Source organism: Thioclava dalianensis (genome assembly GCF_000715505.1).
Taxonomy (GTDB): domain Bacteria; phylum Pseudomonadota; class Alphaproteobacteria; order Rhodobacterales; family Rhodobacteraceae; genus Thioclava; species Thioclava dalianensis.
Genome location: NZ_JHEH01000007.1, coordinates 71839 through 90422, shown reverse-complemented (window position 1 = coordinate 90422; position 18584 = coordinate 71839). Strand labels below are relative to the sequence as shown.

At 63.8% G+C, this 18584-nt stretch carries 16 protein-coding genes; 8 read left to right on the top strand and 8 right to left on the bottom strand.

All coding sequences use genetic code 11. The annotated features are described in order from the left end of the window. The first annotated feature begins 44 nt into the window (after nucleotides 1–44). From hisS to hisG, 3 genes are read left to right on the top strand one after another with little or no spacing between them, the layout of a single operon-like run. Nucleotides 45–1544 (top strand): histidine--tRNA ligase, encoded by a 1500-nt coding sequence (hisS, locus tag DL1_RS08075; RefSeq protein WP_038064689.1) that lies wholly within the window; start codon nucleotides 45–47, stop codon nucleotides 1542–1544. Between the two features lie 3 nt (nucleotides 1545–1547). After that, nucleotides 1548–2618, top strand: a complete 1071-nt coding sequence (locus tag DL1_RS08070; protein ID WP_038064686.1) for an ATP phosphoribosyltransferase regulatory subunit — start codon at nucleotides 1548–1550, stop codon at nucleotides 2616–2618. After that, nucleotides 2615–3316, top strand: coding sequence for an ATP phosphoribosyltransferase (gene hisG, locus DL1_RS08065; protein WP_038064684.1), 702 nt, complete (start codon nucleotides 2615–2617; stop codon nucleotides 3314–3316). Before DL1_RS08070 ends, hisG begins: the two co-directional genes overlap by 4 nt. A 54-nt stretch (nucleotides 3317–3370) precedes the next feature. On the opposite strand, the gene DL1_RS08060 is transcribed toward hisG, so the two are convergent. The 6 genes from DL1_RS08060 to DL1_RS08035 are packed head-to-tail and all read right to left on the bottom strand — an operon-like array spanning nucleotide 3371 to nucleotide 9992. After that, entirely contained in the window at nucleotides 3371–4312 is a 942-nt protein-coding gene (locus tag DL1_RS08060) for a 2-hydroxyacid dehydrogenase (RefSeq protein ID WP_038064681.1), read from the bottom strand. Then, nucleotides 4309–5454 carry a rod shape-determining protein RodA gene (gene rodA / locus DL1_RS08055; protein WP_038064679.1) on the bottom strand — a complete coding sequence of 382 codons (1146 nt, stop codon included), beginning with the start codon at nucleotides 5452–5454 and terminating at the stop codon, nucleotides 4309–4311. The genes DL1_RS08060 and rodA overlap by 4 nt, the downstream gene beginning before the upstream one ends. Next, nucleotides 5451–7400: a penicillin-binding protein 2 gene (gene mrdA / locus DL1_RS08050; RefSeq protein WP_038064676.1), complete on the bottom strand. Its 1950-nt coding sequence runs from the start codon at nucleotides 7398–7400 to the stop codon at nucleotides 5451–5453. Before mrdA ends, rodA begins: the two co-directional genes overlap by 4 nt. Before the next feature lie 12 nt (nucleotides 7401–7412). Continuing rightward, nucleotides 7413–7952, bottom strand: a complete 540-nt coding sequence (locus DL1_RS08045) for a hypothetical protein (RefSeq protein ID WP_038064674.1) — start codon at nucleotides 7950–7952, stop codon at nucleotides 7413–7415. Beyond that, nucleotides 7949–8917: a rod shape-determining protein MreC gene (gene mreC, locus DL1_RS08040; protein ID WP_051693423.1), complete on the bottom strand. Its 969-nt coding sequence runs from the start codon at nucleotides 8915–8917 to the stop codon at nucleotides 7949–7951. Before mreC ends, DL1_RS08045 begins: the two co-directional genes overlap by 4 nt. A 43-nt stretch (nucleotides 8918–8960) precedes the next feature. Further along, on the bottom strand, nucleotides 8961–9992 hold the full coding sequence (locus DL1_RS08035) for a rod shape-determining protein (RefSeq protein WP_038064670.1): 1032 nt from the start codon (nucleotides 9990–9992) through the stop codon (nucleotides 8961–8963). Nucleotides 9993–10081: 89 nt separating this feature from the next. Between DL1_RS08035 and DL1_RS21535 the strand changes: the two genes are divergently transcribed. Continuing rightward, the gene (locus tag DL1_RS21535) at nucleotides 10082–10264 is read left to right on the top strand and encodes a hypothetical protein (RefSeq protein ID WP_143081603.1); all 183 of its coding nucleotides are present in this window, start codon (nucleotides 10082–10084) and stop codon (nucleotides 10262–10264) included. Between the two features lie 53 nt (nucleotides 10265–10317). On the opposite strand, the gene DL1_RS08030 is transcribed toward DL1_RS21535, so the two are convergent. Further along, nucleotides 10318–11877, bottom strand: coding sequence for a 2-isopropylmalate synthase (locus DL1_RS08030; RefSeq protein ID WP_038064858.1), 1560 nt, complete (start codon nucleotides 11875–11877; stop codon nucleotides 10318–10320). A 342-nt stretch (nucleotides 11878–12219) separates the two neighbouring features. On the opposite strand from DL1_RS08030, the gene DL1_RS08025 reads away from it, so the two are divergent. Genes DL1_RS08025 through DL1_RS08015 form a run of 3 tightly spaced genes read left to right on the top strand, consistent with a single transcriptional unit; the run spans nucleotide 12220 to nucleotide 15099 of the window. Next, entirely contained in the window at nucleotides 12220–12870 is a 651-nt protein-coding gene (locus DL1_RS08025) for an SDR family NAD(P)-dependent oxidoreductase (protein WP_038064668.1), read from the top strand. Continuing rightward, the gene (locus DL1_RS08020) at nucleotides 12864–13580 is read left to right on the top strand and encodes an SDR family oxidoreductase (RefSeq protein ID WP_038064666.1); all 717 of its coding nucleotides are present in this window, start codon (nucleotides 12864–12866) and stop codon (nucleotides 13578–13580) included. The genes DL1_RS08025 and DL1_RS08020 overlap by 7 nt, the downstream gene beginning before the upstream one ends. Further along, complete coding sequence (locus tag DL1_RS08015; protein WP_038064664.1) at nucleotides 13573–15099, top strand: cryptochrome/photolyase family protein; 1527 nt, start codon at nucleotides 13573–13575, stop codon at nucleotides 15097–15099. Before DL1_RS08020 ends, DL1_RS08015 begins: the two co-directional genes overlap by 8 nt. Before the next feature lie 9 nt (nucleotides 15100–15108). Here DL1_RS08015 and DL1_RS08010 read toward each other — a convergent pair whose 3' ends face one another. Next, the gene (locus DL1_RS08010) at nucleotides 15109–16668 is read right to left on the bottom strand and encodes an MORN repeat-containing protein (protein ID WP_143081602.1); all 1560 of its coding nucleotides are present in this window, start codon (nucleotides 16666–16668) and stop codon (nucleotides 15109–15111) included. A gap of 210 nt (nucleotides 16669–16878) precedes the next feature. Between DL1_RS08010 and DL1_RS08005 the strand changes: the two genes are divergently transcribed. Further along, a complete protein-coding gene (locus DL1_RS08005) occupies nucleotides 16879–18576 on the top strand; it encodes an NAD+ synthase (protein WP_051693422.1) in 1698 nt (565 codons plus the stop codon). The last annotated feature ends 8 nt before the right edge of the window (nucleotides 18577–18584 follow it).

Below are 18584 nucleotides of genomic sequence, written 5' to 3'. Positions count from 1 at the left end.
CCTTGGGCTACACCCTCGCGCGAGAACTGATCAGGTGCAAGCCAATGGCCAAAGAGAAAAAACAGCCCCGTCCCAAGGCCGAAGCGCCCAAGGGGTTTCGCGATTACTTCGGCGCCGAGGTGACCGAGAGGGCCGCGATGCTGGGCAAGATCGCGGAAGTGTATCGCCATCACGGCTTTGAGGCGCTTGAGACCTCGGCTGTCGAGACGGTTGAGGCGCTGGGGAAGTTCCTGCCCGATGTGGACCGCCCCAATGAGGGTGTGTTCGCGTGGCAGGAAGAAGATGACGGCAAATGGCTGGCGCTGCGCTATGACATGACGGCTCCCTTGGCTCGGGTCGCGGCGCAATATCGCAACGACCTGCCCAGCCCCTATCGCCGCTACACGATGGGTCCGGTCTGGCGCAACGAAAAGCCCGGGCCCGGTCGCTTCCGCCAGTTCTATCAATGCGATGCCGATACGGTGGGCGCGCCTTCGGTGGCAGCCGATGCCGAGATCTGCGGCATGCTGGCCGATGCGTTGGAAGCCGTGGGAATTCCGCGCGGCGATTACGTGGTGCGGGTGAACAATCGCAAGGTGCTCAATGGCGTCATGGAAGTGGCGGGCGTGCTCGACCCCTCCGATCCCGCCAAGTTTGAGGCCGAGCGCGGCACTGTCCTGCGAGCCATCGACAAGTTCGACAAGTTCGGCGAGACGGGCGTGCGCGCGCTGATCGGTGCGGGCCGGATGGACGAGTCGGGCGACTTCACCAAGGGCGCGGGGCTGTCGGATGCGCAGGCCGATACCGTCATGGGTTTCATGGAGGCCCGGCGGGACGACAATGCCGCCACCTGCGCGCGTCTGCGCGAGCTGGTCACCGGATCGGCGCTTGGGGCCGAAGGCGTGGACGAGCTGGAACAGATCGCCACCCTGCTCGACGCGCAGGGCTACGGCTCTGATCGCATCGTGATCGACCCCTCGGTCGTGCGCGGTTTGGGCTATTACACCGGCCCGGTTTTCGAGGCCGAATTGACCTTTGAAATTCTCGACGAGAAGGGTCGCAAGCGGAGCTTCGGCTCGGTTGCGGGGGGCGGGCGCTATGACGATCTGGTCAAGCGCTTCACCGGCCAAGCGGTGCCTGCGACCGGCGTCTCCATCGGGGTGGACCGCCTGCTGGCCGCGCTGCATGCCAAGGGGCGGCTCGATGCCGAGGCGCAAGGCCCGGTCGTCGTCACCGTGATGGATCGCGACCGGATGGCTTCTTATATGGCGATGGCCGCTGAGCTGCGCGCGCAAGGCATCCGCGCCGAGGTCTATCTGGGCAATCCGAAGAACTTCGGAAACCAGCTCAAATATGCCGATAAACGGCAAAGCCCGGTGGCCGTGATCCAAGGCTCGGATGAGGCTGAACGCGGCGTCGTGCAGATCAAGGATCTCATTCTGGGTGCCAAGATCGCGCAGGACGCGACGGTTGAAGAATGGAAGTCGCAACCGGCGCAATTCGAGGTTCCGGTGGCGGAAATGGTAGAAAAAGTGCAAGAGATCCTTGCGCGCTACAAGGGCTGAGCCATGTCGGACAAGGCGCTATACCGGGCCTCTGCCGCCCGCCTGCTGGAGGCGTTTCTCGCGGCCGGTGCCGTCGAGGTCACGCCCGACATCTTGCAACCCGCCGAGGCGCTTTTGGACCTTTACGGCGAGGATATCCGCGCGCGGGCCTATGTCACCACCGATCCGCTGCGTGGCGAGATGATGCTGCGGCCCGACTTCACGCTGCCCGTGGTGCAGGCGCATATGGCGCATGGGGCAGAGCCTGCGCGCTACGCCTATGCGGGCGAGGTGTTTCGCCGTCAGGATCATCGCGGTCCGGCGCGGGCCAATGAGTATTTCCAAGCCGGGTTTGAGATCTTTGACCGCGCCGATCCCGAAGCTGCCGATGCCGAGGTCTTCGCGCTGTTTTCCGGCCTGCTATCCGGGTTGAACCTGAAGGCGACCATCGGGGATATGGGGCTGTTGCGCGCCGCCGTGGACGGGCTCGACACGCTGCCCGCGCGCAAGGCGGCATTGGCGCGTCATATCTGGCGCCCCAAGCGGTTTCAGCACCTCCTGTCGCGCTATTCGGGCCAGATCGCGACGCCCGCCGCGCGGGCGGATCTGCTCACCGGGCAGCGCTCTGGCGCGCCCTGGATCGGGCTGCGCAGCCGCGACGAGATGGAAGCGCGGATCGCGGATCTGGCAGCCGATGCCGAGGCCCCGCCACTCAGCGCCAATGCGGTCTCTGCCATCGGCGCGCTGGCCGAGCTGCGCTGTCCGGCAGATGCCGCCCCTGCCGCGCTGCGCGCCTTGGACATCCCGACGCTGGAACCCGCCATCGCGCGGCTGGAGCGGCGGTTGGCCGCGCTTGAGGCGCGTGCGATTGATCCCGCCGGGCTGCAATTCGATGCCAGCCACGGCCGGTCCTCTATGGAGTATTACGACGGGTTCGTTTTCACCTTCTCGGCGGCGGATCCCTCGCTGCCACCTGTCGCCACGGGCGGGCGCTATGACGCGCTGACCCGGCAATTGGGGCAGGGCGATGAAATCCCGGCAGTGGGCGGTGTGATCCGGGCCGGGCTTTTGGCAGATCTGGAGGGCGCGGCATGATCAAGCTCGGGGTGCCCTCCAAGGGCCGTCTTATGGAGAAGACCTTCGAGTGGTTCGGCGCGCGCGACATCACGCTCAAGCGCACCGGGTCAGAGCGCGAATATGCGGGCGCGGTCGAAGGGGCCGAGGGTGTGGCCCTCGTGCTGCTCTCGGCGGGGGAAATTCCGCGCGAATTGGCGGCGGGGCGGATCCATCTTGGCGTCACGGGCTCGGATCTGGTGCGCGAGAAGCTCGCTGACTGGGACAGTCAGGTGGCGAGCCTCGCGCCGATGGGCTTTGGCCATGCCGATTTGATCCTTGCCGTGCCCGATTGCTGGGCCGATGTGGACAGCCTTGAAGATCTGGATGCCTGCGCGCACCGGTTTCGGGGCACGCATGGTTTCCGGCTGCGGATCGCCACGAAATACCACCGGCTCGTGCGCGAGTTTCTGACCCGCGAGGGCGTGGCCGACTGGCAGCTTGTCGACAGTCAGGGCGCGACGGAGGGCACGATTGCCAATCACACCGCCGAGGCCATCGCCGATATCACCTCGAGCGGTGAAACCCTGCGGGCCAACCACCTCAAGATCCTGTCCGATGCAGTGATCCACCAAAGCCAAGCGACGCTTTTTGCATCGCGCGCGCCGATCTGGGGCGGACACGAGGCGGCGATGAGCCAGTTTGCGCGCCAGCTCGGGGTCGATCTGCCGGAGCTCTGAGCCTCCCGCCGATCTGAAAGGTCAGAACGCGGGCCTCTTGCCGGGGCTCAGCGGCTAGTAGCCCCGTGCCCGGTCGACCTCGTAGAGAAACGGCTCTCCCGCCTCGCCGCGCCGGATGTTTTCGGCCACGACCTCCGAGGCGGTCTCAGCCCGGCTTTCGGCGGCGATATGGGGGGTGACGGTGACCTGGGGATGCGCCCAATAGGGGTGCGCGGGCGGTAGCGGCTCGGTCCGGAACACATCAAGCGTGGCGTGCCCGACCTGGCCTGTCTCCAGCGCCGCCAGCAAGGCGTCGTCGTCGATCAACGTACCGCGCCCGGGATTGATCAGCTGCGCGCCGCGCGGCAACAGCGCCAGAGTGCGGGCGTTGAGAAGATCGGTGGTCTCGGGCGTGTCGGGCAGGATCGAGACGAGGATCTCGGCGCGTCGCAACGCAGCCTCCAGCCCGTCTGCGCCGCTCAGACAGGTGATCCCGGCGATCTCTTTCTGGGTCCGGCTCCAGCCGGTCACCGCAAAGCCAAGCTGGCGCAACGCGTCGGCGCAGGCCGCCCCCAACGCCCCCAGCCCCAGCATGACGACCGAGCGGTTGCGTGCGAGCGGCGGGGTCGCACTATCGTGGCGCCAGATCCCGTCCTGCGCGGCAAGAAGTGCATCGAGCCCCAGATGATAGCGCATTACATGGCCGGTCACATATTCGACCATGCCGCGTTCAAGCCCCGCATCGACCATTCGGCACAGCGGCTGGGTCAGGGTCGCATTGCCCACGACCCGCTCGACCCCGGCCCAGAGATTGAGCACGGCCTTGGTGCGCGTATAGGCCGTGAAATCCTGCACCGGCCCCTGCGGTGAATAGATGATGTAATCGATGCGCTCGGGCGCTATCTCGCCGGGCTGGTGGATTTCAACCGACAGCCCGGCATCTGCGAGTGCTTTTTGCAGCGGGCCGTCATAGCGCGCCCAGTTCTCTGCTCGGTCAGCGAAAAGAGCTTGGATCATCCTTGCCTCGGTCGGTGAATATGCGCGCTTTGCACCAGCCCGAACGCCGCCAGCAGGATCAGCATCGCCGTCCCCCCATAGCTCACAAGGGGGAGGGGGACCCCCACGACGGGCATCAACCCCATCACCATCGCCATGTTGATCGCGAAGAAGAAGAAGAACGTCCCCGCCACGCCAAAGCTCAGCAGGGATGCATATCGGTCTCGGGTTGAGAGCGCGGAGTAAAGCGCGAATGCGATGATCCCGGCATAGAGCATCAGCAGGGAGAAGGCACCGACAAAGCCAAACTCCTCGGCCAAGGTGGTGAAGATGAAGTCGGTGTGTTTCTCGGGCAGGAAGTTGAGCCGCGACTGCGTCCCTTGCATGAAGCCGCGTCCCGACCAGCCGCCCGAGCCAAGTGCGATCTGCGCCTGCATGATGTTATAGCCCGCCCCGAGCGGATCGGAGCCGGGATCAAGGAAGGTATCGATCCGCTTGTACTGATAGTCGTGCAAAAGCTGGTAGGGCGTACCGCGGCTTTCCATCACGCCGAAGATAAGGCCTGCCACCAGCGCAATCACGGTGCCGAAATACCAAAAGCTCACCCCGGCTGCGAACATCACGAAGGCCCCGCCCAGTACCAGCATCACCGCCGTGCCCAGATCGGGCTGGGCCAGCACGAGGAAGGTCGGTAGAAGGATGATGAGTGCCGGAACAAGCACCCATTGCGGGCGCGAGACCTTATGGACCGGCAGCCAGTCGTAATAGGCCGCCAGCAGCATCACGAGGGTGACTTTCATCAACTCTGAAGGCTGAATGCGCACCGGCCCGATCTCAAGCCAGCGCTGTGCGCCCATGCCGATCGCGCCGAAGAACTCCACCGCGATCAGCAATAGAAGCGCTATAAAATAGGCCAGTGCCGAGACATTTCGCCAAAACCAGATCGGCACGAACGCCACCACAAACATCGCGACAAGGCCGAGTGCGAAACGCTTCATCTGGGGCTCGGCCCATGTCTGCAAGTTGCCGCCCGCCACCGAGTAGAGCATCAAAAATCCGGCGGAGGCCACGGCCGTGAGCAGGATGATCAAAGGCCAGTTCATATAGAACAGTTTGCGCCAGCCTGTAGGGACAGTCTTGAGATTGGATTCGAGATAGCTCATGCGCGCGACTTTGCCTGCGGTTTCTGGACGGTTTCCGGGTCGACGAGATCGAGCGAGGCGTTGAGCTCTTGCGCGGCCTTGCGTGCGAAGGCCGGGTAGGCATCATCAGGGGGTAAGCCCCCGGCCTGCGCAAACAGCAATACGTCACGCGCGATGGGCGCTGCCGTGGTCGAGCCACCAGAGCCGTGCTCGACCACGACTGAGACGGCATAACGTGGATTGTCGACCGGGGCGAAGGCCACAAACAGTGCATGGTCGCGCTGATCCCAGGGAAGCTGGTCGTTGCGGATCACGCCACGCGCCCGCTCGGCCTTGGAAATGTTGCGCACCTGCGCGGAGCCGGTCTTTCCCGCCATTTTCCATTCGTCGCGCTCAATGCGCGCGCCGCGGGCCGTGCCGCGGGCCGAGTTAACAACTGCATTCATGCCGCGGCGCACATCAATCAGATGGTCCGGGTCGATATCCAGATCGTCACTGACGCGGATCGGCTGCTCGATGCCGTCGCGGGTGCGGATCAGCCGGGGCTCGACCTTTTTGCCGCTGGCAATCCGCGCCGCCATGATCGCCAGATGCATCGGTGAGGCCAGCACATAGCCCTGACCGATCGCTGCGTTGGCCGTGTCGCCGATCAGCCAGTCCTTGCCGTAGCGCTCACGTTTCCAGGTCTTGGTCGGCGCGACCCCTTCCTTGACCGCAGACATCGGCAGGTCGGGCCGTGCCCCGAAGCCCAGCCGCTCTGCCATAGCGCTCATCTTGTCGATGCCGACACGTTGCGACATCTCGTAGTAATAGACATCACAGCTTTGCTGCATGCTTTTGGTCATATCGACATGACCGTGGCCCGCGCGCTTCCAGCAGTGAAACCGCCGCCCCGCAATCTCGACATAGCCCGGGCACCAGACAGTCTCGTTCGGCGTGGTCAGACCGGCCTCAAGGGCCGCCAGGGCCGTCACCATTTTATAGGTCGAGCCCGGCGGGTAGAGGCCCTGAACCGACTTATCGGCCAGCGGCCGGTGATCGTTCTGGGTCAGCTCTTGATATTGCGCGACCGAGATCCCGCGTACGAACATGTTGGGATCGAAAGAGGGCGCAGAGGTGCAGGCCAGCACGTCGCCATTGGTCACATCGATCACGACGCAGGCGGCGGATTCGTTCTCAAGCCGTTTGAGGGCGTAGTTTTGCAGCCGGTAGTCGATGGTCAGCTGCAGGTTCTCGCCCGGCTTTCCGGGCTCGCGCGACAGCTCGCGCATCTCGCGCCCGGCAGAGTTCACCTCGACACGACGCTGCCCCGCTTCCCCGCGCAAAACGTCCTCTTCCTTGGCCTCGATTCCGGTCTTGCCCAGCTGGAATTTCGGGATCATCAGAAGTGGATCGGGATCTTCCATCTTGCTCAGATCGTAGTCAGAGACCGGACCGACATAGCCTATGACATGGGCGAAATCCTCACGGCGCGGATAGGCGCGCGAGAGGCCGACATCGGGGCTCACGCCCGGCAGCGAGGGGGTGTTGACCGCGACGCGCGAGAACTCATCCCAGCTCAGCCGGTCCGCCACGGTCACCGGCGTGGTCGGGGGACGGCGGCGAATGTCATGCAAAATATCGGCGGCATCGCTGTCGGTAATCGGGACCAGCTTGCGCAGATCGGCCAGCGTCGCCGCGACATTGTCAGTGTCTTCGCGGGTGATGGTGACGCGGTAATTCTGCTCATTTCCGGCCAGCAACACGCCGTTTCGGTCATAGATCAACCCGCGCGCGGGCGGGATCAACCGGATCTTGACCGAGTTGCCCTCGGCCAGAAGCCGGTATTGCGCGGAATCCTCAAGCTGCATTTTGCGCATGCGGGCGGCCAGCACAGCGACGACCGCCATCTGCGCCCCGCCCAGCAGCAGGCCACGCCGCGTGATTGAGCGGGTGCTTTGTTGTGATTCTTTCGGGGAACGTCTCATCGCGGCCCCTTTCTACATTCTATGCCCGAAGGCGTCGACTTCACCGGGTGCCGCGCGCCGCAGCCCGAAGGCCACACGCGATACCAAAACCACCACCGGATAGGCTGCCAGTGTCATCAGCATCTGGAACAATTCAAGCCCCAGCGCGGGCTGTTCGACCAGAACCACCAGCAGCACCAACCGTTTCACCAACATCATCGCGACCAGCAGAACCGCAACCAGCGCCCATTCCAGCGCAAAGGGCAGGTCGCGCAGCGCCTGCTCGCGCGCCCGGGTGAACTCTGTTGCGCCCAGCACGATGACCGCCCACAATCCGATGGGACGCCAGAATAGCATATCTTCGAGTAAAAACACTGCCACGATCAGGAGAGCGGGCACATATTCCGGGCGTCGCAACACCCAAGCCAATGTCAGGGCAAGGGTCAGATCCGGTCCCGGCAGACCTCCGGGCACGTGGTTGATCGGCATCAGCCGGATGAAGATCAAGACAAGTGCGATGCAGACATAAAGCGTGCGGTAGCTGAGCCTGCGGCGGGTGAGCGGGTCGATCATTGGCCCGATGTCCCGTCAGAGCCGTCGCCGGTGCCATCTCCGGGTTGCAGTTCGCCCTCGCTGGCTTCGGCGCGGGCTTTCTCGGCGGCCTCGTGTTCGACGACCTTGGGATCGGGCGCAATCAGGCCACCGGCATCATCGATCCGCTCAGCCGGGTGCGAGCGCAGCACGCGCAGGAAATCGAGCCGCTCATAATCGGCGGCGAGGCGCACCCGCAGGCGCTTGTCGCGGCCTTGGAAAATCTGCCCGACGAGGAGACCCGCGGGAAATACGCCGCCATCACCCGAGGAGACGACGCGATCTCCGGGGCGCACGCGCTCGGGATGTTCGAGAAAATCAAGGACAGGGTAGGGGGAGTTGTCGCCCGCCAGCACCGCGTTCTGCCCCGAGGCCGGGATCGAGATCGGGATCCGGCTTGACGCATCGGTGAGCAGCAACACGCGGCTCGTAGAGTTGCCGACCCCCGCGATACGCCCCACAAGCCCAAGCCCATCCATCGTGGCCCAGCCATCGACGATCCCGTCGCGCTTGCCAACATTGATCAGCACCGATTTGCGGAACGGCGAGCCGCTATCGGCCAGCACGCGACCAGAGACGCTTGTCAGCTTGGGATCGAGGCGGACCTTGTTTTGCGCAAGCAGCTTGGCGTTTTGCTGCTCAAGCTGGACGGCGGCTTCCTTCCAGCTTTTCATCTGCTGCAGCTCGCGCCGCAATTCCTGGTTCTGCTCGTAGATCCGGGCATAGGACTGAAAGCCTTCGACCATATCGGTGAGCTTGCTTGCCGGTGCCATGAGCCAAGTGAAGCTCGGCACGAAGCGGTCGATTAATGCCGAGCGGACGCGCTCCATGCGGGGGCTGTCGATCCGCCAGACCATGAAGCAGGCGATCAGCAAGATCGCCAGTACCGTCACGCCAAGGCGGCGCAGCGGGCCAACATAGTCCTCGTTGTCGCGATTTCTGGCCAAATTCGTCTCCGGTCAGCGCGGCTTCCCGGGCCGGGGCGCCGGATCAGCTATCGTAATCAATAACGTGGCGAAGCTGCTTTTCATATTCAAGCGCCTTGCCGGTGCCCAGTGCCACGCAGTTGAGCGACTGGTCCGCGATCGAAATCGACAGGCCGGTCTGTTCACGCAGGGCCAGATCCAGCTCGCCCAAGAGCGCGCCGCCACCGGTGAGCATCACGCCGCGATCGACGATATCTGCGGCCAGATCGGGCGGGGTGGTCTCAAGCGCCTGCATCACCGCGTCGCAGATCGACTGCACCGGCTCGCTGAGCGCTTCGGCCACTTGGGCCTGCGTGATCTCGGTCTCTTTCGGCACGCCGTTGAGCAGGTCGCGGCCCCGCACATGCAGGCTCATGCCACGCCCGTCATCGGGCATCCGTGCGGTGCCGATGGTGGTCTTGATGCGCTCGGCGGTGCTTTCGCCCACCAGAAGGTTCTGGTTGCGGCGCAGGTACGAGATGATTGCCTCATCCATCCGGTCGCCACCCACCCGAACCGAGCGGGCATAGACGATATCCCCAAGGCTGAGCACGGCCACTTCGGTCGTGCCGCCGCCGATATCGACAACCATCGAACCCGTGGGATCGGTGATCGGCATGCCTGCCCCAATGGCGGCTGCAATGGGTTCGGCGATCAGGCCGGCGCGGCGCGCACCTGCGGAAAGAACCGACTGGCGGATCGCGCGTTTCTCGACCGGGGTGGCACCATGCGGGACGCAGACGATGATCTTGGGTTTCGAGAAGGTTGAGCGCTTATGCACCTTGCGGATGAAGTGCTTGATCATCTCTTCGGCGGAGTCGAAATCGGCGATGACGCCGTCACGCATCGGGCGGATCGCCTCGATCGAACCGGGCGTGCGGCCCAGCATCAGTTTGGCGTCTTCCCCAACGGCGAGGACCTGTTTTTTGCCATCCTTGACATGATAGGCGACCACAGAGGGTTCGTTGAGAACAATGCCCTTGCCCTTTACGTACACCAGCGTATTCGCTGTGCCGAGGTCAATCGCCATATCCGAGGAAAAGATCCCGCCTACCATTTTATTGCCTGTCCCGTCGCCAAATCACGTCACACCCACGACTCGTGCCTGCCGTGGCATTGGCCTCGTATAGTCAAAGGGCGTGGCGCGTGGAAGTGCCTTTGCTGCAAGGGCGCGGCAGGCTTGCGGCAATCCGCGCAGTCCCTGGCAAGCAGTTGACATTTTTCAACTTTTCAGGGTGGGGACCTGCCAAAATCCGGGCCAAAAACATTCATTATGCGATGCGTCACGAAATCGTGCTATTTCGCTTTGTTTTCGGGCAGTTCGCCTGATTTGGGTCGGGGCCGCAGATCTGCCGCCCCGACCGGGTGCCTCCAAGTTGGGCTCAGACCTTGTAGCTGACCGTTTTCACATCCGCATCGGGGGCGGTTTTCTGGCTGCGCACCCGCAGACGGTTGAGCGCGCCGACATAGGCTTTGACGCTGGCCAGAATGGTGTCGGTATCGGCAGCAGCCCCGGTCACGATCCGTCCGTCTTCCTCCAACCGGACGCTAACGGTCGCCTGCGCATCGGTGCCCTCGGTCACGGCGCTGACCTGATAGAGCTTGAGCCGTGCCTCGGTCGGGTAGATCGCCTTGACGCAGTTGAAGACCGCATCGACCGGACCGTCACCCTCGCATTTCGAGGATTTCTCGACCCCGTCCACACTCATCGTCAGATCGGCTTCCTGACCATCGCTGCCGCAGACCACGCGCAGCGACTTCACCTGCAGGAAGTCCTCGGCGGTGTTGGCGGCACTATCGGTCATCAGCGCGATCAGGTCGTCGTCGTAGATTTCCTTCTTGCGGTCGGCCAGCGCCTTGAAGCGCACGAACACATCCTTGAGCTGGTTGTCGCCCATCTCATAGCCCAGATCGCGCAGCTTGGCGCGCAGCGCGGCCCGGCCCGAATGTTTGCCCATGGCGATATTGGCCTCGTTAAGGCCGATATCCGCGGGCTTCATGATTTCGAAGGTCTCGACATTCTTGAGCACGCCATCCTGATGGATGCCGCTTTCATGCAAGAAGGCGTTCTTGCCGACGATGGCCTTGTTGAACTGAACCGGGAAGCCCGAGACCTGCGCTACACGCCGCGACAGGTTCATGATCTTGGTCGTGTCGACCCGCGTGGAGTAGGGCATGATGTCGCGGCGCACGCGCATCGCCATCACCACCTCTTCAAGCGCGGTATTGCCGGCGCGCTCGCCCAGCCCGTTGATCGTGCATTCGATCTGGCGCGCACCGCCTGCGACAGCTGCCAGTGAGTTGGCCGTCGCCATCCCCAGATCGTTGTGGCAATGGGTCGAGAAGATGATCTCGTCGGCGCCGGGCACGGTCTCGATCAGCATACGGATCAGATCAGCGGATTCCACCGGTGCGGTGTAGCCGACCGTATCGGGGATGTTGATCGTGGTGGCACCCGCCTTGATCGCGATCTCGACCACGCGGCACAGATAGTCATGCTCGGTCCGGGTGGCGTCCATCGGCGACCATTGCACATCGTCACACAGGTTGCGCGCATGGGTGACGGTGTCGTGGATCACCTGCGCCATCTCATCCATGTCGAGATTCGGGATCGCGCGGTGCAGCGGCGAGGTGCCGATGAAGGTGTGGATGCGCGGCTTGCCTGCGTGTTTCACCGCCTCCCAGGCGCGGTCGATATCGGGCATCTTGGCGCGCGCCAGCCCGCAGATCACCGAATTCTTCGAGCGTTTCGCGATCTCGCTCACCGCCTCGAAATCGCCGATAGAGGCAATCGGGAAGCCTGCTTCGATGATGTCGACGCCCATTTCGTCGAGCAGGCTCGCGATCTCGAGCTTCTCGTCATGGGTCATGGTGGCGCCCGGCGATTGCTCGCCGTCGCGCAGCGTGGTGTCGAAAATCAGAACTTGTGATTGGTCGGTCATGGTCTGGGCCATCTGTTGTCTCTTTCAAAGCAGGGTGTAGCGTTCCTAAGTCCCGATGGCCAGCATTGCGCGGTGGCTGTCGGGTTGGTCCGGGCGCTGGCTACCCCTGAGCGGTCGCGCCCGGGCAGGGCACGCTCAGAGGCTGCTAAGAAGAAGGAGACCACGGGTCAGCGCGCCTTGGGCCAAAGCCCCGGCTGCGTCAAAATGGATATGTTGGTCCCGTGTCATGGCTCGGACTATACGGATCAAGACGTAAAAGAAAAGCAAAAAAACGGAACCGTTTGCGCGGTGGCTGCGTAGGGTTTTTAGCCCGCATAGACAGCGGGCGAGGGAGATTTCAACGTGACGCTTCAAGCACTTGTGATTGGCGATACGGGCGGGATCGGGGCTGCGATCCGCGACGAGCTGATCACCCGCGACTGGTCCGTGCGCGGCCTGTCGCGCAGCCGCGACGGGCTCGATATCACCGATGAGGCGTCGATCAGCGCCGCGCTGGAGGCTCTGGAGGGGCCTTTCGATCTGATCTTCGTGGCGACGGGGCAGCTGGGCACGCCCGAGAAATCGCTCGACCGGCTGAATGCGCAAGAGTTGGTCTCGCAGTTTCAGGTCAATGCGGTAGGGCCTGCGCTTGTGCTCAAGCACGCGCGGGGGCTGCTGGCGCGCGACCGGCCCGCATGGTTTGGCGCGCTCTCGGCCCGGGTGGGCTCGATCGGGGACAATCGGCTGGGCGGCTGGTACAGCTATCGCAGCGCCAAGGCGGCGCTCAATCAGCTTTTGCATGGCGCGGCCATCGAGCTGGCGCGCAGCCATCCCAAGCTGACCGTGGCCTGCCTGCATCCGGGCACCGTCGACACGGCTTTCACCGCGGATTATCCGCGCGAGAAGCTCGCCCCGCCGGATGCGGCACAGCGCCTGATCGACGTGCTGACGGGGATCTCGCCAGACAAATCGGGCGGGTTTTACGACTACGCTGGCAAGGAGGTCGCATGGTAGAGCGCGCGTTTCGCAGTGCCGTGGTCACCGGCGGTGCCCATGGAATCGGCCGCGCCATTGCGCGCGATCTGGCGGCGTCGGGCTGGCATGTGGCGGTGTTCGATGTGGATACGGCAGCGCTGGAGAGACTTGAGGGCGCGCGCGGCATTCACGCCATTGCCTGCGATCTCTCGCGAGAGCGCGATATCGAGGCAGCGGTCGCAGAGGCCGGGCTGAGCCATATTGATCTATTGGTGAATAATGGCGGGCCTGCCAATCCGGCGAGCGGCCCGCTGGAGACGATGAGCCTCAAGGATTGGAATAGCTGGATCGGGCCGCATCTGACGGGCACGTTCCTCACGACGCGCGAATGTCTGCCCGCGCTGCGCGCCGCGAAAGGGGCGGTCGTCAACATCGCCTCGACCCGCGCGCTGCAATCTGAACCTGACACCTATGGCTATGCGGCAGCGAAGGGGGGCGTGGTGGCGCTCACTCATGCGATGGCGGTGGGGCTTGGGCCGGATCTGCGCGTGAATGCCATCGCGCCGGGCTGGATCAATACCGGCGAGACAGAGCTGTCGCAGGCCGATCATGCGCAGCACCCCGCAGGGCGCGTGGGCGAGCCCGAAGATATCGTGCAGGCTGTACGCTACCTTGCCAGCGCGCGGTTCGTGACGGGGCAGGTGCTGGTGGTCGATGGCGGGATGACGCGAAAGATGATCTATGACTAGGCTGATCGTGGTCCTTGGTGATCAGCTCAGCCATGACGGGGCGGCCCTGCGCGCCGCTGACAAGGCCTCGGATGTGGTGATGATGGCCGAGGTGCGTTCCGAGGCCAGCTATGTCGGGCATCACAAACAGAAACTCGCCCTGATCTTCGCCGCGATGCGCCGGTTTGCCGATGAGCTGGAGCGCGACGGCTGGGATCTGCGCTACACCCGGTTGTCCGACGCAGAGAATGCAGGCTCGCTGCCTGCTGAAATCGCGCGCCGATCCGATGAGACGGGTGCAAGCGAGATTTTGGTGATCGCGCCGGGCGAATGGCGGTTGCGCACCGCGTTCGAGCAAAGTCCGCTCAAGATCCGGCAATTGCCTGACGACCGCTTCTTTTGCTCGGAGGCCCGGTTTGGCCGATGGGCCGAGGGCCGCAAGGAGTTTCGGATGGAGTGGTTCTACCGCGAGATGCGGCGCGAGACCGGTCTTTTGATGGAAGGCGATGCGCCTGCGGGCGGGGCGTGGAACTTTGACAAGCAAAACCGCAAGCCCGCGCAGGCCGATCTGTTTCGCGAACCCGCCCCGACGTTTCGCAAGGACGCGCTGGTGCAAGAGGTGCTTGAGATGGTCGCGGCGGAGTTCCCCGACAATTTCGGCACGCTTGAGACGTTCAACTGGCCGGTGAGCCGGGCGCAGGCCGAGCGCGCGCTTGCCCATTTCGTCGAGCACAACCTGCGGGATTTCGGCCCCTATCAGGATGCGATGCTGCACGACGATCCGGTGCTCTATCACGCGAAGCTGTCGGCTGCGCTCAATATCGGTCTACTCTCGCCGCGCGAGGTCTGCGAGGCGGTGCAGGCGGCCTATGACGCGGGCGATGTGCCGATACAGTCGGCAGAGGGCTTCATCCGCCAGATCCTTGGCTGGAGGGAATATATGCGTGGCATCTATTTCCTCGAAGGCCCTGATTACACCGCGCGCAACGCGCTGCGCCATGCGCGCGATCTGCCGTGGTTCTACTGGACGGGCGAGACCGATATGGCCTGTATGAGGGCCGCCATCACCCAGACTCGTGATCTGGCCTATGCCCATCACATTCAGCGGCTGATGGTGACGGGCAATTTCGCGCTTCTGGCGGGGGTCGATCCGGCGCAGGTGCAAGAGTGGTATCTGGCCGTCTATATCGATGCGTTCGAATGGGTCGAGGCGCCCAACACGGCAGGCATGAGCCAATTCGCCGATGGCGGCATCGTGGGCTCGAAACCCTATATCTCGTCGGGCGCCTATATCGACAGGATGTCGGATTACTGCTCCGGTTGCGCCTATGATGTGCGTGCGAAATCGGGGGAGGGGGCCTGCCCGTTCAACAGCCTCTATTGGCAGTTTCTGGAGCGCCACCGGGCGCGCTTCGAGAGCAATCCTCGGATGGCGCTGATTTATCGCAACTGGGACCGCCAGGACGCGCAGGCGCGCGACGACAAGCTGGCAAGCGCGCGCGCCCTTCTTGAGAGGCTCGATGCGGGAGACCGGATCTAGCGGGTCGGTCTAGTTGGCGGGCTGTGCAGTCCCGTCCGCTGGCGTGCCTTCGGTCGCGCTGTCCGGCGTGGCAGCCCCCTGATCGCTTGGGACCGCAGCTTCGGGCGCGGCCTCCGTGGGCGCGGCCTCCGTGGGCGGGGTCTCGGTCTGGGCGGGGGCGGGTGTCTCGCCCTGCGCCGCATCGGGGGCTGCGTTATTCAGCGCGCCGTCTTGCCATTTGCCCGAGGCCACCTGACCCGAGGCATAGGTCATCGTGCCTTGCCCCTCGCGTTTGCCGTTCTGGAACATCCCCGTATAGGTGTCGCCATTGGCATAGGTCGCGGTCCCTTTGCCATCGATCGCACCATTGCGCCACTCGCCCTCATAGACAAAACCGTCGGGCATCGTGAGCTTACCCATCCCGTCGCGCTGACCGGCTTTGAAGTTGCCCTCATAGACCGTGCCGTCGGAATAGCGCGCGATGCCCTTGCCCTGCCGCTGCCCGTCAACCCACTCGCCGTCATAGCTGTAGCCGTCGGGATAGGTCATCTTGCCGGTGCCGCTGTTGCGCGCGTTCTTGAACTGGCCCTCATAGACAAGCCCGTTGGCGTAGCGCGCGGTGCCGGTGCCATCAATGACGCCCGCAACCCAATCGCCTTCATAACTGGAGCCATCGGGATAGGTGATCTTGCCTTTGCCATCGGGCTGGTCATTCTTGAAATGGCCTTCATAGACCGAGCCATCGGGATAGGTCACCTTTCCCGTGCCCTCGATCCGACCCTCTTTCCAGTCGCCCTCATAGACATAGCCATCCGTGCCGGTGAAAGTGCCGGTGCCATGGCGTTTGTCGAGCAGGAAATCGCCCTCGTAGACATCGCCATTGGCATAGGTGACGCGGCCCTTGCCGTGCCGCTTGCCATTCACCATCTGGCCTTCATAGACATCGCCATTGGGCTGGGTGAGCGTGCCCATGCCGTTCATCTGGCCGTCTTTCCATGCGCCCTTATAGATCAGCCCGTCAGCCATCTTGAGCGTGCCATTGCCCGAGCGCTGCCCGTTCTCCATCTGGCCGGAATAGGTCGAGCCATCGGGATAGGTGATCTCGCCCTCGCCCTGTTTGACGCCGTTGATCCAAGTGCCGACATAGCGATAGCCATTCGCGCTCTCGAGCGTGCCCTTGCCGTTATGCATCGCGTTCTTGAACTGGCCCGAATAGGTCGAGCCGTTGGCATAATGCGCCGTGCCGGTGCCGGTGATCTCGCCGTTGATCCAGTCGCCCTCATAGGTGCCGCCATCGGCAAAGGTGATCTTGCCCTTGCCGTTGGGTTTGCCGCGGTCGAACTGGCCCTCATAGACCGAGCCGTTGGGGAAGCGCGCGCGGCCCTTGCCCTTGATCTCGCCCATCACCCATTGGCCGTCATATTCGTAGCCCGAGGGCAGCTTGTAGGTGCCGTAGCCGTCCTGCTTGCCATCGGTGAAGGTGCCCTCATAGAGCCCGCCATCGTCATATTGCTTGGTGACGACATCCTGCGTCTGCGCTTGCACCGCATGCGCGGCAAGCAGGCTGCCTGCCAGAATTGCCGATGTCATGATGCGAAGCCGCGCCCGTGCCATGCCTGCCCCCGCTCGATTTTGCCCATGTCCGGGACGGGATTCGCCCCGTCCTGATTGCGAGCCAGAGTAAGCGCAGGGGCAGGGGGTGACAAGCCGCTCTCAGGCCGGGGCGGTTTTCGGGATCGCGCACTTCCCTGTCCGGCTCAGTCTGCTACATCAGGGGCAGATTGACAGACCGAGGATGCCATGCCCGATCGTTTCCGCCTGACCCTGGCCCAGCTCAACCCGACCGTAGGGGCGCTCAAGGCCAATGCCGACAAGGCTTTTGCCGCATGGGAGGCCGGACGCGCCGCCGGGGCCGACATGGTGGTGCTGCCCGAGATGTTCCTGACGGGCTACCAGACGCAGGATCTGGTCGCCAAGCGCGCCTTCGTGCGCGATGCAACGGCGGTGATGGAGGCCTTGGGTGCGCGGATCACCGATGGCCCGGCGCTGGGGATCGGCGGGCCGTTCTGGGACGACAGCGGCCATTACAACGCCTATTGGGTCTGGCAGGACGGCAAGCTGGTCGCGCGGATGCTCAAGCATGAGCTGCCCCATAAGGGGATTTTCGACGAGTACCGGCTGTTTGATCGCGGCCCGATTTCGGGGCCCTATCAGATCAACGGGGTGCGTATCGGCACGCCGATCTGCGAGGATAGCTGGCATCCCGATGTGTCCGAGACCCTCGCCGAGACCGGCGCCGAGATCCTCGTCGTGCCCAATGGCTCGCCCTATTATCGCGGCAAGCTGGAGACCCGGATGAACCACATGGTGGCGCGGGTGATCGAGACCGAGCTGCCGCTGGTCTATCTCAACTGCGTGGGCGGGCAGGACGATCAGGTGTTTGATGGCGCGAGCTTCGTGCTCAACCCGCAGGCCAAGCTGGCCGCGCAATTCGCGGCGTTCGACGAGATCGTCGATCACGTGGATTTCGAGCGCGGCGATCTGGGCTGGACCTGTGTGGCGGGCCGCGATGATCGCCAGCCCGACGAATGGGAGCAGGATTATCGCGCCATGGTGATGAGCACCGCCGATTATCTTGGCAAGTCGGGCTTCTCGAAAGTCGTGCTGGGCCTGTCGGGCGGGATCGATTCCGCGCTGGTGGCGACGATTGCCGCCGATGCGCTGGGGCCCGAGAACGTCCATTGCGTGATGCTGCCCTCGGAATACACCTCGCAGGGCTCGCTCGATGATGCCGAGGATCTGGCGCGGCGTCAGGGCTTGCGGCTCGATACGGTGCGCATTGATGGCGCGCGCGACGCGGTGAACGGGGCGCTTGCGCATCTGATGGAGGGCACCGAGCCCGACGTGACAGAGGAAAACATCCAGTCGCGGCTGCGCGGCGTGATGTTGATGGCGCTCTCGAACAAGTTCGGCGGCATGCTTTTGACCACCGGCAACAAGTCGGAAATGGCGGTGGGCTACGCGACGATCTACGGCGATATGAATGGCGGCTACAACCCGATCAAGGATCTCTACAAGACCCGCGTTTTCGAGACCTGCCGCTGGCGCAATGCCAACCATCGCGACTGGATGGCGGGGCCGGAGGGCGAGGTGATCCCGCCCGCGATCATCGACAAGCCGCCCTCGGCCGAGCTGCGTCCCGATCAGCGCGACGATGACAGCCTGCCGCCCTATGAGATCCTCGACGGGATCCTTGAGGGGCTGGTCGAGGATGACGCCTCGGTCGTCGATCTGATCGCGCGCGGCTATGAGCGCGAGACGATCAAGAAGGTCGAGCATCTGCTCTATATCGCGGAGTGGAAGCGCTTCCAGTCGGCGCCGGGGCCGCGGATTTCGCGCAAAGGGTTTTGGCTGGATCGCCGCTATCCGATGGTCAATCGCTGGCGCGATGCCGGGCAGGGCCGTCCGCGCCCGGAGGCGCGCACCCCCGAAAGCTGAGCGTCGGG